At 70.4% G+C, this 14,604-nt stretch carries 14 protein-coding genes; 7 read left to right on the top strand and 7 right to left on the bottom strand.

Annotation, left to right across the window (positions count from 1 at the left end):
* Positions 1–506: 506 nt before the first annotated feature.
* On the bottom strand, positions 507–1,109 hold the full coding sequence (locus ABGB18_RS26540) for a GNAT family N-acetyltransferase (protein ID WP_347698305.1): 603 nt from the start codon (positions 1,107–1,109) through the stop codon (positions 507–509).
* A 201-nt stretch (positions 1,110–1,310) separates the two neighbouring features.
* On the bottom strand, positions 1,311–2,048 hold the full coding sequence (locus ABGB18_RS26545; RefSeq protein ID WP_347698306.1) for a GntR family transcriptional regulator: 738 nt from the start codon (positions 2,046–2,048) through the stop codon (positions 1,311–1,313).
* A gap of 1,192 nt (positions 2,049–3,240) precedes the next feature.
* On the opposite strand from ABGB18_RS26545, the gene ABGB18_RS26550 reads away from it, so the two are divergent.
* From ABGB18_RS26550 to ABGB18_RS26560, 3 genes are all read left to right on the top strand, one after another.
* Positions 3,241–3,762: a flavin reductase family protein gene (locus ABGB18_RS26550; RefSeq protein ID WP_347698393.1), complete on the top strand. Its 522-nt coding sequence runs from the start codon at positions 3,241–3,243 to the stop codon at positions 3,760–3,762.
* Between the two features lie 220 nt (positions 3,763–3,982).
* Positions 3,983–5,278, top strand: a complete 1,296-nt coding sequence (locus tag ABGB18_RS26555; RefSeq protein ID WP_347698307.1) for a DUF2252 domain-containing protein — start codon at positions 3,983–3,985, stop codon at positions 5,276–5,278.
* Positions 5,279–5,323: 45 nt separating this feature from the next.
* Positions 5,324–6,070, top strand: a complete 747-nt coding sequence (locus ABGB18_RS26560) for an SDR family oxidoreductase (RefSeq protein ID WP_347698308.1) — start codon at positions 5,324–5,326, stop codon at positions 6,068–6,070.
* 111 nt (positions 6,071–6,181) lie between these two features.
* Here the strand turns inward: ABGB18_RS26560 and ABGB18_RS26565 are convergent, their stop codons facing one another.
* Together ABGB18_RS26565 and ABGB18_RS26570 are read right to left on the bottom strand one after the other, a co-directional pair.
* Positions 6,182–6,439, bottom strand: coding sequence for a hypothetical protein (locus ABGB18_RS26565; protein ID WP_347698309.1), 258 nt, complete (start codon positions 6,437–6,439; stop codon positions 6,182–6,184).
* Between the two features lie 41 nt (positions 6,440–6,480).
* Positions 6,481–6,768, bottom strand: coding sequence for a hypothetical protein (locus ABGB18_RS26570; RefSeq protein ID WP_347698310.1), 288 nt, complete (start codon positions 6,766–6,768; stop codon positions 6,481–6,483).
* A gap of 220 nt (positions 6,769–6,988) precedes the next feature.
* On the opposite strand from ABGB18_RS26570, the gene ABGB18_RS26575 reads away from it, so the two are divergent.
* Positions 6,989–7,645 (top strand): NIPSNAP family protein, encoded by a 657-nt coding sequence (locus ABGB18_RS26575; protein ID WP_347698311.1) that lies wholly within the window; start codon positions 6,989–6,991, stop codon positions 7,643–7,645.
* Between the two features lie 12 nt (positions 7,646–7,657).
* Here the strand turns inward: ABGB18_RS26575 and ABGB18_RS26580 are convergent, their stop codons facing one another.
* Positions 7,658–8,329, bottom strand: a complete 672-nt coding sequence (locus ABGB18_RS26580) for a pentapeptide repeat-containing protein (protein ID WP_347698312.1) — start codon at positions 8,327–8,329, stop codon at positions 7,658–7,660.
* 19 nt (positions 8,330–8,348) lie between these two features.
* Positions 8,349–9,827: a glycoside hydrolase family 3 N-terminal domain-containing protein gene (locus tag ABGB18_RS26585; protein ID WP_347698313.1), complete on the bottom strand. Its 1,479-nt coding sequence runs from the start codon at positions 9,825–9,827 to the stop codon at positions 8,349–8,351.
* 321 nt (positions 9,828–10,148) lie between these two features.
* On the opposite strand from ABGB18_RS26585, the gene ABGB18_RS26590 reads away from it, so the two are divergent.
* Positions 10,149–10,817 carry a TetR/AcrR family transcriptional regulator gene (locus ABGB18_RS26590; RefSeq protein WP_347698314.1) on the top strand — a complete coding sequence of 223 codons (669 nt, stop codon included), beginning with the start codon at positions 10,149–10,151 and terminating at the stop codon, positions 10,815–10,817.
* A complete protein-coding gene (locus tag ABGB18_RS26595; protein WP_347698315.1) occupies positions 10,814–11,494 on the top strand; it encodes a DNA alkylation repair protein in 681 nt (226 codons plus the stop codon). Before ABGB18_RS26590 ends, ABGB18_RS26595 begins: the two co-directional genes overlap by 4 nt.
* Before the next feature lie 13 nt (positions 11,495–11,507).
* Here ABGB18_RS26595 and ABGB18_RS26600 read toward each other — a convergent pair whose 3' ends face one another.
* Positions 11,508–12,359 (bottom strand): LysR family transcriptional regulator, encoded by an 852-nt coding sequence (locus ABGB18_RS26600; protein ID WP_347698394.1) that lies wholly within the window; start codon positions 12,357–12,359, stop codon positions 11,508–11,510.
* Positions 12,360–12,445: 86 nt separating this feature from the next.
* Here ABGB18_RS26600 and metE point away from each other — a divergent pair, with 86 nt between their 5' ends.
* On the top strand, positions 12,446–14,593 hold the full coding sequence (gene metE / locus ABGB18_RS26605; RefSeq protein WP_347698316.1) for a 5-methyltetrahydropteroyltriglutamate--homocysteine S-methyltransferase: 2,148 nt from the start codon (positions 12,446–12,448) through the stop codon (positions 14,591–14,593).
* Positions 14,594–14,604: the final 11 nt, after the last annotated feature.

Raw genomic sequence — 14,604 nt, forward strand, 5'->3', positions numbered from 1 at the left:
CCGCCGCATCCCGAGCGATCGTGGGGCGGTCGATGGCAGGGGCGTCTCAATGGTGCTCTCAGCGGTCCGTGGCGGGTGCGGGTGCAGGGGGCGCCGGAGTAGTCCGCTGCCCCTGTGTGCCCCCTTCTGAGAGGCTCTCGGGGCGCCGGAAGGGTCTGCGGCGGCGGGCTCGTCCGCACAGAGCGTCGCCCGCAGGGAACGGTGGCAGGACAGGGCGGCGGTTGCAGCGCGGGCCGCAACCCCGTGACTCAGCGCGGCACGGGCCGCAGCACAGTGGGCGGCAACCCGCGTCTCAGCCGCAGCGCGGGCGACAACCCCGCACATTCCAGCGCAGCGCGGGACCGCGGGCAGCGCAACCGCAGGGCAGCGCAACCGCAGGGCAGCGCAACCGCAGGGCAGCGCGACGGCAGGGCGGTGTGGGAAGAGTGGGTTGGGTGGCCGAGGCTCCTGCGGGGGTGGGGGGTGCGGGCCCGAAGGGTGGGTGGGGCGGGCCCGGGCTGGGAGGGTTAGGCGCTGATCAGTTCGGCGATCGTGAGGTCACGGAAGGCCGTGGTGGTCACGTCTTCCGACGGTCGCTGGAAGAGGGCGCCCGACGCCCGATGGGGAAGGTCCACCGTACGGATGTGCCTGAAGCCGCGGTGGCGGTAGTAGTCCTGGAGCCGCCGGTTGCCCTTGGCACAGTCGAGGCGGAGCCAGGGCAGGCCGGCGGCGTGGGCCGCGGCGCCGGCCCAGTCCAGGAGGGCGTCTCCCAGGCCGCTGCCCGACCAGGGCCGGGCCACGGCCAGTTTGTGGATGTAGAGGGCGGAGGAGGGGTCGTCGCCCGGGGTCCAGAACTCCGGGTCGGCGTGGTCGTCGAGGGCGATGGTGGCCACCGGCGGAGCGGACTCGTCGGGGTCGAGGTATCTGAGCTCGTCGTCGAGCAGATAGAGCACCCGCTCCTCGATGAGCGGCTCGATCCGCTCAGGACCGAAACCCCCGCGGGGCCACTGGCGGACGCCCTGCGAGTACAGCCACTCGGCGGTGTCCGCGAGCAGCCTGAGGACGCCGGGAAGGTCAGAGGGCTCCGCCTGACGGAGGGCGAGCGGGTGAAGCAGAGTGTTCGTGTGCATAGTATAACTCCCGTTGCGTTGGGTGTTCGCGCTTGCACATAGCGTGATGGCGCTATGGTGCGCAGGGGCGAAATTCGGCCATAGACCCGATATATATGGATAAATGGCGATTTAGGGGAGTATGCACGACTCCCCATGGCCAGCGAGGCGGCTATTTCTCGCTGCGCCCGGCCGGCGGGATCACCCCTTCAACCGAGCCCGTCAGCGGCGATCGAGCTCGTATCTGATCAAATGTTTGTCGGCGGGCAGCACCGACACCGCGACACGAACCGGCAAATCGGCCCCGTCGAAACCAACTCGGACATAGACCATGACCGGCGTGCCGAGCTCTAGTTGGAGACGCTCGGCCTCCTCCTGGTTGGGCATGCGGGCCCAGATGTCGTCGACGACGCGTACCTGCGCATGACCCAGCTCTTCCAGCACCCGGTTCGCCCCTCGCGCGATGTCTCCGGGCCTGGCGATCTCGGAGTCGGCAACCAGATCACGGGGGAAATAGGAATCGTTGGTGTTGTACGGCTGGCCGTCCACGAAACGTAGACGACGTCTCACCACCGCCAATTCCCCATCCGCCAATTCCAGCCTGCTGGCGATCTCCTCGACGGGAGACACCGTCAGCACCTCGATGTACTGGCTTGGCGCGCGGCCTTCCTGCGCCACGGCATAGGCGAAGGCCTCCCGCAGCTCCCCTGTGGGTTGGGGCTCCAGCTCACGCTGCGGATAGATCAGCAGCGGCCTACGGTCTCTGACCACGGTCCCGCGCCGCGGAGTGCGCGTTACGAGCCCTTCGTTGACGAGCTCACCGAGGGCCAGCCTTACGGTGTTCCTGCTCACCCCATGGTCTTCCATGAGCTGTGCCTCGGTCGGTAGCTGTGCCCCCGGGCCGAGGACACCCGAGTAGATGGCTCGTCGCAACTCCGAAGCCACCTGCTGATACAGCACCGACCTTGCCACTTTCACCCCTTTTGTTCCAACAATTTAGACGATCTGGTTCTAGCAGGCCACAACCCCTTGACCAAACCCCCTTGACCGGCCCATCATCCATTCGTTGGTACAAATCCATCTAAAGGCCGGTGAGGGGGTGAAGGCCAGTGTTGCCGGTCCGCACGGGTACGCCGCACCCGCTCTGGCATGACCCCCACGGAGCAACGCGTTTACTGCGTTACGCGTTGCCACGCGAGGGGTTCACCCACACCTACCAGAGCCACGGCGAACCTGCGCTATCGGCGTTGACTGAGCTGACCGTGTGGTGCAACGACGGATCCTTTGTCTGGAACAAGGAGGGTGGCGCCCCCGTCACGCACCCCAATGATGACCCGGTTGGTGCAGCTCGACGCATCGCCGCACGTTACCGGCACCTTGAGCCTTCGCACTCTCCCACCGACTCCGTGCGCGAACCAGCGGCCTAGGACTCCATCCCTCGCCGGAGTCCTGGCGCCGCCGCTCACGGGGCAGGAAGCGCGTCCTGGCGGGTCCCCCACGCCCGCCAGGACGCGCCTTCCTCCTTGGGAACCGCCGCTCCACCCCCCACACCGGGGGGCTTTTCTTTTGTACGAGGGGGCGCCCGCGCCGCCCGGACCCTTCCCGCCGGCGCGGGGCCGCCCGCGACGAGAAGGTACGGGCCACGCGACCCTGATGACCGGCGGGCAGGCATGATCGTGACCCGTGACCTCGTGGCCACGCCTGACACCAAGTCCGAACCACTCACGACCGCCGCCAAATCCGAGTCGTCCACATCGACGCCTACGCCAATCATCGACCCTCGGAGCCCAACCTGGGGGCAGCTTCGGGATGGTGGGACTGATGGGGTTTCAGGGTACGAATCCATTTTCAGGACCAAGATCATATAGCGCGAGAACTTGCGGCCGAGCGGATGAGTATCCGCACTACGGGACGCGCCCCCGGTGGCCGCGCGCCGCGCAGGCCGCACTCCTGCGCGTGATGACGCGACGGGTCGTACGGATTTCAACTTGACACGTTTTCCGCTCGCCTCTACCGTCCAAGCAAGCGCTTGGTAATATGGCGCAGACGGTGGACGAGGAGGCGGACCATGAGCACACGCGCTGCCCGGCTCATCGCGCCGGACGGCTGTCGCGGCCTTCCGACGCCCCGCAGGATCCGCAACGGAGCCGCCATGCCGAAGGGGCCATCCCAGCACAGCCCGAACGGCCACCTGGACAGCCGCCGTTTCCGGCAGGTGCTGGGCAGGTTCGCGACGGGCGTGGTGGCGATCACGGCGGTCGACCCGATGACCGGCCTGCCCTGCGGCCTGGCGGCCAACTCGTTCACCTCGGTCTCGTTCAGCCCGCCGCTGGTGGCGTTCTGCGTGGCGCACACCAGCACGAGCTGGCCGAAGGCGCGCGGCTCCAAGGTCGTGACGGTCAACGTGCTGGCCGAGCACCAGCAGGCCGTCTGCCTGCAGATGGCGGCCAAGGGCGGAGACAAGTTCGCGGGCCTGGAGTGGACCGGCTCCCCCGGCGGCAACCCGGTGCTCGAAGGCGCGCTGGCCTGGATCGACTGCGCGGTCGAGGCCGAGCACCCGGCGGGCGACCACGTGATCGTGGTGGCCCGGGTGCTCCAGCTCGACACCCACGCGGAGGGCGGCCCGCTGGTGTTCTTCCGCGGCGGCTACGGCGGCTTCGTCGAGCCCGCCTGAAGCCGGGTCAGCCCGAAGCCGGCGGCCAAGGAGGCGTTCGGGCGCTCGGCGGGACCGTGGGAGGTGGCAACGTGATCGTCTTCCAGGCCGGCGACTACTCCTCGTACATGACCGGGGGAGGTCGTCCCGTCGCCCCACAGCACCTCTGGCTCCCGGTCGCTTCCCGGTCAATGGACCCCGGGGTAGGCGAGCGATGAGACGCGATCTACTGTCGTGGGCTATGGGCACACGCTCCTCCTTTCTCCTCGACGTCCTCATGACGGAATTCGGCGAGTCGATCAAGCGGGACCCCGCCGCGTTCAGGCGCAAGTTCCGGAAGATGGCGGCCTCCCCCTTCGCCTTCTACCGGGGCAGCGCCTGCCTGTTCTACGCGGACATGACGGGGACGTTCGCCGACGAGTCCTACCTCGACGAACCCACCAGCAGGGTGTGGATCCACGGCGACCTGCACGCGGAGAACTTCGGCACCTACATGAACGCCTCCGGCGAGCTCGTCTTCAACGTCAACGACTTCGACGAGGCGTACGTGGGCCCCTATGTCTGGGACCTCAAGCGGTTCGCGGCCAGCGTGGCGCTGATCGGGTACGCCAAGGCGCTGTCCGACGACTCGATCAGCGTGCTCGTGACCGACTTCGCCGGGGCGTACCTGGTCGAGCTGGCCGGGATCTCCGGCGGCGGGGACGACGCGATCGGCTCGCTCACGCTGGGCACCACCGGCGGCGTGCTGCACCGGGTGCTGCAGACGGCGCGGCTCAACACGCGGGTGGCGATGCTGGACGTCGAGACCGTGATCAGCGACTACGACCGGCGGTTCGCGCTCATGGAGGGGCGCGAGGCGGTGGACGCGGCGACCAGGAACGCCGTGCTGAGCGCGTTCGAGGAGTATCTGACCACGCTGCCCGCGCAGGGCAACCCGGTTCAGCACGTGATCAAGGACGTGGCGTTGCGCAAGGGCGTGGGGATCGGGTCGGCGGGGCTGCCGTCGTACAACCTGCTGCTCGAAGGGCACACCCAGGCGCTGGAGAACGACGTCATCCTCTATATGAAGCAGGCGGCGGTGCCGGCGGTGGCGCGGCACGTCACCGACGAGAAGGTGGCCTCCTACTTCCTGCACCAGGGGCACCGCACGGCCGAGTCGCAGCGTGCGCTGCAGGCTTACGCCGATCCGTGGCTCGGCTACACGACGCTCAACGAGGTCGGGCATCTCGTGGCCGAGGTGTCGCCGTACTCGGCCGACCTGGACTGGGACGACGTGAACGAGCCGGACGAGCTGCGCTCGATCGTGCAGGACCTCGGGCGGGCGGTGGCGCGCATGCACTCCGTGGCCGACGACGAGTCCAGCCACGACCTCGTCGACTTCTCGACGGAGGACGCGATCATGCGGGTGATCGGCGATGACCGGTCCGGATTCATCGCGATGCTGGTGGACTTCGCCCATCGGTACGGGTTGCAGGCCCGCGAGGACCACCAGCGCTTCGTCGACCTGTTCCGCAACGGCCGGCTCCCCGGCGTCTGAGGCCCGGCTGGCTACCGACCGCTCGGTATGGCATGCTGCCCGAACATGACTCTGTTCTCTGTGGAAGGCAAGACCGTCGTCGTCACCGGGGGTTCTCGGGGAATCGGGCGCATGATCGCCGCCGGGTTCGTCGCCGCGGGCGCGACGGTCCACATCTCCGCCCGCAAGACGGCCGAGGTCGAGAAGACCGCCGCCGAGCTGGGATGTTTCGGCGTTCCCGCCGACCTGTCCACGCCCGAGGGGGTGGAGCGGCTGGTCGCGGCGGTGGACGGGCCGCTGCACGTGCTGGTGAACAACGCGGGGGCGACCTGGGGCGCGCCCCTGGAGGACTATCCCGAGAGCGCATTCGACAAGCTCTGGAACATCAACGTCAAGGGTGTCTTCTACCTGACCCAGAAGTTCCTGCCGCAACTGAGGGAGGCGGCCACGGCGGACGATCCGGCGCGCGTGATCAACGTGGGGTCGGTCGACGGCATCCGGGTGCCCGCGTTGCCGACCTATGCCTACTCCTCGACGAAGTCGGCCGTGCACATGCTCACCCGGCATCTGGCCAGGCATCTGGCGCCGGAACACGTCACGGTCAACGCCATCGCGCCCGGGCCGTTCGACTCGAAGATGATGGCCTTCGCCCTGGACGACCCCGCGACCAGGCAGTCCGTCGCGTCGAGTGTGCCGCTGGGGCGGATCGGGCGGCCCGATGACATGGCCGGGGCCGCGATCTTCCTGTCATCGCGGGCGGGGGCGTACCTGACCGGCGCGGTGATCCCCGTGGACGGTGGGATCACCTCCTGATCGGCCGCCCCCGCCGCGGCGCGGACCGGCCCCTAATGCCAGGGCGGGGCCGGCTCGCGCGACCTGGGGAGCGCGACCGCGTTCTGGCGGTCCGCGGCGCGACCCAGCGGGCTAGTCGACGACGTCGTCGACGACCACGTCGCTGCCGTTGGTGCCGGTCACGGCGTTGCCGTTGACGTTGTTGACACCGGTCGCGCCATAGCCGTTGACGTTGGTGCTGACGACGTTGCCGAAGTTGTTGCCCGACTGCGACGAATTGCTGTTGGCGCTGGAGTTTCCGGCGTTGGTGTCCGCGAGCGCAGGGGTCGACAGCAGGGTCACGCCCGCCGCGGCGGCAATGAGGCCGGTCACGCAGAGCTTCTTCATCATGTCGTGTCCTTTCGAGTGTGTCCGTCTCGGACGTCAGCCGGTCAGTAGAAGATGTACGTCACCGCGATGCCACCGTGGGTGGCGGTGGTGGCGACACCGTTGACGTTGTTGACGTTGGTCGAGTCGCCCTCGCCGTGGTTGCCGGCGAAGACGTCTCCGAAGTTGTTGCCGGACTGGGACGAGTCGTCGTTGCCGCTCCAGTTGCGGGACCAGTTGTGGCCGCTCCAGGGGCCGGCCCAGTCGTCGTCGGCGTGAGCGGGGACTGCCAGTAGCACGCCGCCGACGACCGCTGCCACCACGGCCGCGACGGCACATACCTTTGTGATCACATCTGCTCCCTTCGCATGGTGAGGGAAGCCCTCCGGGGGGTGCGCACCACGGGCCCCAAGGCACACAACGGCCCCCTTTGACCTTCCTTGACCCCAAGGGATCAAGGCCAAGGTGAGCCTATAACCATGCGTGGCCGATTGATAGCTCTACGTGATCAGAACATTATTCGACCCATACGCTGACAGGAGGTGTCAGTGTCCGGCGCATAAGGTCCGCCGCATGATCTTTGAACTGCGGCAGTACACGCTGCACCCCGGGCGGCGGGACACGCTGATCGAGCTCTTCGAGCGGGAGTTCGTCGAGGGGCAGGAGGCGGCCGGGATGCGGATCACCGGCACGTTCCGCGATCCGGACGCGCCCGACACGTTCCCCTGGCTGCGGGCCTTTCCCGACATGCCCGCCAGGCAGGCGGCGCTGACCGCCTTCTACGACGGCCCCGTGTGGCGGGCCCACGGGGACGCCGCCAACGCCACGTTGATCGACTCGGACGACGTGCTCCTCCTCCGGCCCGCGGGTCCCGCGGAGTTCCCCGCCTGGGAGCGCCCGCCGGTCGGCGCTCGGGAGCTGCCCCCGGCCCTGTACGTGGCCACGATCTATCACGTCGAGGCCGGCTTCTCCGCCTTCTTCGCGCGGGAGGTCGCTCCCGTGCTGGCCGAGGCCGGGGTGCCGGCGATCGCCTGCCTGGAGACCGAGCACGCGGAGAACAACTTTCCCCGGTTGCCGGTACGGACGGGGGTGAACGTGTTCGTGTGGTTCGCCCGGTTCGACGCGGTCGAGGACGAGCGGGAGGTGGAGCTGCCGATGCTCGGCTCCCGCCTCACCGCCGCCCCGGAACGCCTGCGCCTGCGCCCGACGGCCCGATCCGCCCTGCGCTGACGGGTGCCGCCGTCAGAGGACCGTGATGCCGCGGGCGGCGAGGATGGCGTTGGCCTGGGCCTGGTTGATGAGGGCGCCGGCGAAGGCCCGCAGCTTGGCGTCGTCGGGCTGGCCGAGGTCCGCGCCCCGCAGGTCGGCCTTCGTGAACGTGGTGTTGAGCAGCCGGGTCCCGATCAGGCGGCACTCGGACAGCGTGGCCTCCGTGAAGTCGCAGCCCGACAGGTCGGCGTCGTCGAAGCGGACGCCCTCGATGAGCTCCCCGCGCAGCGAGCAGCCGCCGAGGTTGGCCAGGGTCAGGTTGGAGCGGGCGACCTTGAAGCCGGTGCCGCGGGAGGCCGTCAGGGCGGCTCCGATCATGCGGCAGCCGGTGAACGTCGTGTCCGTCAGCAACGCCCCGCCGAACTGGGCCGACGACAGGTCCACATCCGTGAACGTCGCGTCGATCAGGTCGGCGTCGTTGAAGCGGACGCGCATCCCGCCACCGCCCACGAACGCCGCCCCGTCCAGGTCGGCCTTGCGGAAGTCGGTCTGGTCCAGCACGCAGGACTCGAAGCGGGCGCCCGCCAGCGGGGCGCCCCACAGGTCCGTCTCCGTGAGGTCGCAGTCGCGGAAGACGTGCGTCTCCTCCGCGGAGAGCCGGTCGGCCAGGGCTTTGCGCGAGAGATCCTCGCCGTCGAATTCCACGGGGGGCAGCTTATGGCGGTCACGACACGCCCGTGAGGGCCTCGGCCGCCGCCTGGCCGCAGACCCGGGCCGCGCCGTGCGTGGCGATGTGCACGGCGCCCAGGTCCGCGCGGGCGGGCAGGCCCATCTCCACCACCACCGCGTCCGGACGGGCGCTCAGCAGGTGGCGCAGCGCCTCGGCCTGCCACTCGTGGCGGTGGACGTCCCGGACCACCGCGACCAGCGGGTGGCGGGCGGCCCGCGCGATCAGGTCCTCCAGGACGGCGCCCGTGGCCTCCCCCGCCGCGAGCCGGGTCACCTCGGTGCCGGGCAGGAGCCGGGCGAGCGGCTCGCCGACGCCCCAGGGGGTCTTCCTGTCGATGGCCAGGTTCATCTCCGGAGACAGCTCCACCACGTGGGCGGCGGCGGTCAGCGGCAGCACCGGGGCCGTCGACCGGCGGGTGATCCGCAGCGCCCGGCGGGCGGCCACGAGGCCGAGGTAGCCGTCCTGCGGCGCCCGGCTGCCCGAGGAGGCGGCCCAGGCGGCCAGCTCGCGGACCCTGCGAGCGGCCTCGGCCAGTCGCTCCTCGGGCAGCAGTCCCGTGGTCACCGCCGCGGCGATGGCGTCGCGGATCTCGACGGCGGTCGCCTCGTCGGCCCGCTCGCCGCCGACGCAGATCGCGTCGGCTCCCGCGGCGATGGCGCGGGCGGAGGCGCCCCCGATCCCGTACGCCCCCGACACCGCGGCCATCTCGATGCCGTCAGTGATGATCACCCCCTGGAACCCGAGCTCCTCGCGCAGCAGCCCGGTGAGGATCTTGGGACTGAGGGTGGCGGGAAGTTCGGCGTCGTACGGGGGCACGAGGAGGTGGCCGGTCATGACGGCCCTGACGCCCTCCTTGATCGCCTCCTGGAAAGGGAACAGCGCGCCCTCGATCCCGTCCCCGGCCACCACGGGCACGCCGTGATGGGAGTCGACCGAGGTGTCCCCGTGCCCGGGGAAGTGCTTGGCGCAGGCGGCCACCCCGGCCGACTGCAGGCCGCGTACGAACGCCCTGGTGTGCCGGGCGACCAGCGCCGGATCCGTGCCGAAGGCCCGCAGACCGATGACCGGGTTGTCGGGGTTGGAGTTGACGTCGGCCGAGGGGGCGAAGTCGAGCGTGATGCCCACCTTCGCCAGGTCGCCGCCGAGGTCCTGGGCCACGGCCTCGGTCAGGTCCACGTCGTCCACGACGCCCAGCGCGTACCCGCCGGGGCGGCTGCTGCCGGTGGTCGCCTCCAGCCTGGTGACCTCGCCCGACTCCTCGTCGATCCCGACGAGGACGGCGGGGTTCTCCGCGCGCAGGGCGGCGGTCAGCCGGGCCACCTGGTCGGGGCCCGCGATGTTGCGTGAGAACAGCACCGCCCCGGCGAGCCCCGCGCCGAGCCTGCGGCGGAGCCAGTCGGGGGGCGCGTGGCCCGCGAAACCGGGGAAGAGGACGGCGTCGGCGAGGCGAAGAAGGTCACCGCTCAGGGGCATGGAAGGAAATCTAATAGGAAAGTTTCCTATTTGCTAGAGGCATTTTCTGACGTCAACCCGTTTCCGGCCACATCTCATGGTCTCGCGGCGAGCCGCCCGATGACGGCGACGTTCGCCTGTCCGCCGCCCTCGCACATGGCCGGCAGGCCGTGCCCGGCGGCCGCGCGCTCCGCCACGCGCGGCAGCTTCACGGCCGGCACGGCCGACGACGCGCGCCCCCTCGGTCCGGTTTCGTAACAAGCGCTTGGTCTAGCTCGGAACGCCGTATGAGCTGGGGCGGTTAGGTGAACAAGCGATTGTCTGAGGGCTCATAATGGTGACGTGACCACCCGTAAGAACTCCGGCACCACGACCACCCCGGCCAAGCGCCAGCGCGCCAGCGTGTCAGGGTCGGCCTCCGAGCGCCGCGACCACCTCGTCAAGCTCGCCGCGGAGCTCTTCGCGCGCAAGGGCTTCCAGGCCACGACAGTACGCGAGATCGCCCTGGAGGCGGGCATCCTCTCCGGGAGCCTCTACCACCACTTCGACTCCAAGGAGACGATCGTCGACGAGGTGCTGTCCACCTTCCTCGACGATCTTATCGCCCGCTACCGCGCCGCGCTCGACACCAGCTCCGACGCCCGGGCCGTGCTCTCGGAGATGGTCCGCATCGGCTTCGGCACCCTGGAGCCGCACCGCGCCGCGATCACGGTCATGCAGAACGACTGGAATTACCTGCGCCAGTTCGAGCGGTTCAACTACCTCGTCAAGGCCGAGGACGAAGTCGAGCAGATCTGGGTGTCGCAGATCAAGAAGGGTCAGGCCGCGGGGCTGTTCCGGTCGGACGTGGACCCGAAGCTGACCTACCGGCTGATCCGCGACACCATCTGGGTGGCGGTGCGCTGGTTCCGGCCCGGTGGCAGGCTCAACACCAGCGCGCTGGCCGAGCACTACATCACAGTGCTCTTCGACGGGATCGCCACCGGCGAGCGCACCACCCAAAAGGGATGAGCCTGGGCAAGGCTGTGCGGCTGGCCCTGCAGGAGGTGGCCCAGCCCGACAAGGCCGAGGCGATGCGGGCGTACATGAAGTCCCCCATGCCCTTCCTGGGGGCGCAGGCCGTGCCCCGGCGGGCGGCGCTGCGGCGGGTGTTCGCCGAGCACCGGCTGGAGAGCGCGCCGGACTGGCGGCGGGCCGTGCTCACGTTGTGGCGGGAGGCCGAGTTCCGCGAGGAGCGCTATGCCGCCATCGAGCTGTCCGGCTATCACCTCTACCGGGAATACCAGACCCTCTACACGGTGCCGATGTACGAGGAGATGGTCGTCACGGGCGCCTGGTGGGACCTGGTGGACGAGCTGGCCACACACCGCGTCGGCGGGCTGCTGGCCACCTATCCCGACTCCATGCGGCCGCTCATGCTGGAGTGGGCGCACGACTCCGACCTGTGGAAGCGGCGCACCTCCATCCTGTGCCAAAACCGGTTCAAGCGGCGCACCGACACCGCCCTGCTGTACGCGTGCATCGAGCCGAGCCTGTCGGACAACGACTTCTTCGCGCGCAAGGCCATCGGCTGGGCGTTACGCGAATACGCCAAGACCAACCCGGCCGAGGTGCTGCGCTATGTCAGGGCGAAGGGCATCTCGGGGCTGAGCCGCCGCGAGGCGCTGAAGAACCTGCCCGCCGCCTAGCCACCGCAGGCCGTCACCTGGTCCACAGGGCGTCCTGGACGGCCTGGACCAGGGCCATCAGCTCCGGTGTCACGTGCTCCTTCGACCAGGCCAGCCCGTAGGTGATGCGCAGGTCGCCCGCCTCCAGGGGCACGAAGCGCACGTCGTCCCGCCTGATCGTCCTGGTCAGGAGCTGCGGGATGGGTAGCAGGCCGGCGCCCGCGGCGACCAGGTCGAGGGCGGCGGCGAAGTCGTCGTCGGCCACCATGCGCGAACGCCCCGGCAGGCCGGGCCAGGGCCTGGTGCCCGGCGTGAGCAGCACCTGGCCGCCCAGGTCGGCCGGGGTGACCCGGGGCCGGGCCTGCAACCGGTGCCCGGCCGGGACGGCCAGGTGGTCGACCGTGACGTGAAACCTGGCCCCGGTGACGAACCTCGTGACGTACGCCGTGGGCGCGGGAATGGCCAGGATCGCGGCCGAGACCTCGCCGTCCGCCAGCGCCCTGGCCGCCTCCGCGCGGCCCGCCACCCGCAGCTCCACGCCGACGGCCGGGTTACGGCCCGCGAGCCGCCTGACGATCCGCGCCGCCAGCGTGCCGACGAGTGGTGGATAAGCAAGGTGAATGGTCGGCCTGGCCAGCCGGGCGGCCTCCGCGGTGAACGCCCCGGCCGCCTCGATCGCCTGTTCCGCGTACGGCAGGAGCGCCTTGCCCTCTGCCGTGAGCCGCACCTCGCGGGCGGTGCGCTGGAACAGCCGGATCCCGGCGGCGCGTTCCAGCCGCGTGATGGCCTGGCTCATGGCGGGCTGGGACATGCCGAGGTCGGCGGCGGCCGCGGAGAAGCTGAGCCGCGCCGCGACCCTGGTGAAACAGTGGATCTCGCGGAGCATAAGCAACACCAATACATGGTGCACGATCCTCGCCGTACTCGGCAGGATGCCTGCGATCCGACCGACTTACCAAAGGAGTCGAGAACATGTCCCCATTTCCCGCGTCCACCGTGCTCGGATACCCGCGGATCGGGCCACGGCGGGAGCTGAAGCGGGCGCTGGAGTCGTACTGGGAGGGGCGGTCGAGCCGGGCCGAGCTGGACCGGGTGGGCGCCGAGATCAGGGCGCGGACCTGGCGCAGGCTGGCCGAGCTGGGACTGGCGGGGTTGCCGTCGAACACCTTTTCGCTCTATGACCAGGTGCTGGACACGGCGGCGCTGGTCGGCGCGGTGCCCGCACGTTATCGCGCGGCGGACGACCCCTACTTCGCCATGGCCAGGGGCACCGAGGGGCTGGCGCCGCTGCGGATGACGAAGTGGTTCGACACCAACTACCACTACATCGTGCCGGAGATCGAGCCGGAGACGGTGTTCAAGCTGGACGCGGCCAAGCCGCTCGGCGAGGTGCGGGAGGCGCGGGCGCTGGGGTTCGAGACGCGGCCCGTGGTGCTGGGGCCGGTGACGTTCCTGCTGCTGGCGGGGGCCCTGGACCGGCTGGCGGACGTGCTGGTCTGCTACGAGGAACTGCTGGCGGCGCTGGCCGCCGAGGGGGTCGAGTGGGTGCAGCTCGACGAGCCCGCGCTGGTGAGCGACCGGACCGCGGAGGAGCTGGCCGCCGTCGCGACCGCCTACGAGCGGCTGGGGGCGGCCGGCTCGCGGCCGGGGCTGTTCGTGGCCTCCTACTTCGGGGACCTGGGCGAGGCGCTGCCGGTGCTGGCCGGCACGCCGGTGGAGGCCATCGGGATGGACCTGGTGCGGGGCGGCGTGCCCGGTGCCGACCTGACCGGGAAGACCGTGGTCGCGGGCGTGGTGTCGGGGCGCGACGTGTGGCGGACCCCGCCGGAGCGGGCGCTGGCCGCGCTCGGCGCCGTCCGGGCCTCCCACGTGGTGGTCTCCACGTCGTGCTCGTTGCTGCACGTGCCCTATGACGTGGCGGCCGAGCAGGCGCTCGATCCGGCGCTGAGGGCCCGGCTGGCGTTCGCGGAGCAGAAGGTGGCCGAGGTGGTGGCGCTCTCCCAGGCCGCCTTCCACGGCTCGCCACCGGCCGCGCCCTCCGTGGCTCTGCCGGCGCCCGTCCCGGCGGAGGGGCGCAGCCCGTACGCGGTGCGCGCCGCGGCCCAGGCCGGGCACCTGCGGCTGCCGCCGCTGCCGATCACCACGATCGGGTCTTTCCCGCAGACCGGTGAGCTGCGCGCGGCCCGGGCCGCCGTGAGCGCGGGCACGCTGTCGCCGGAGGACTACGAGCGGCGGGTCGAGGCTGAGATCGAGCGGGTCATCCGGGTGCAGGAGCGGCTCGGGCTCGACGTCCTGGTGCACGGGGAGCCCGAGCGCAACGACATGGTGCAGTACTTCGCCGAGCACCTCGACGGCTTCGCGGTCACCCAGCACGGGTGGGTCCAGTCGTACGGGTCGCGCTGCACCCGGCCGCCGATCCTGCACGGCGACGTGGCCCGGCCGGAGCCGATCACGGTGCGGTGGGCCACCTATGCGCAGTCGCTCACAGGCAAGCCGGTCAAGGGCATGCTCACCGGGCCCGTGACCATCGTGGCCTGGTCGTTCGTACGGGACGACCTGCCACTGCGGGAGGTCGTGTTCCAGGTGGCGGACGCCGTCAGGGACGAGGTGCGGGACCTTCAGGCCGCCGGGATCTCGATCATCCAGGTGGACGAGCCGGCCCTGCGCGAGCTGCTGCCGCTGCGGCGGAGCGCGCAGGCCGACTACCTGGAGTGGGCGGTGGCGGCCTACCGGCGGGCCACCTCGGCGGCCGGTGACCGGACGCAGATCCACACCCACCTGTGTTATTCGGACGCCGACCAGATCCTGGCGGCCATCGACGGCCTCGACGCCGACGTCACCACCATCGAGTCCGCCCGGTCGGGGGCACGGATTCTGCGGGCGGTGGAGACGTTCGGGCGGGGGCTCGGGCCGGGAGTGTACGACATCCACTCGCCCCGGGTGCCGGGATCCGAGGAGGTCGAGGAGCTGCTGCGCCGGACGCTTCGGGCGCTGCCGGTCGAGCGAGTCTGGGTCAACCCGGACTGCGGGCTGAAGACGCGGACGTACGAGCAGGTGGAGGCGTCGCTGGCCAACGTCGTCACGGCGACGCGCCGGCTGCGCGCGGAGCTCCCCGCGTGACGTGCCGGGGC

Origin of the sequence: Nonomuraea sp. B12E4 (assembly GCF_039871825.1) — a bacterium.
Taxonomy (GTDB): Bacteria; Actinomycetota; Actinomycetes; order Streptosporangiales; family Streptosporangiaceae; genus Nonomuraea.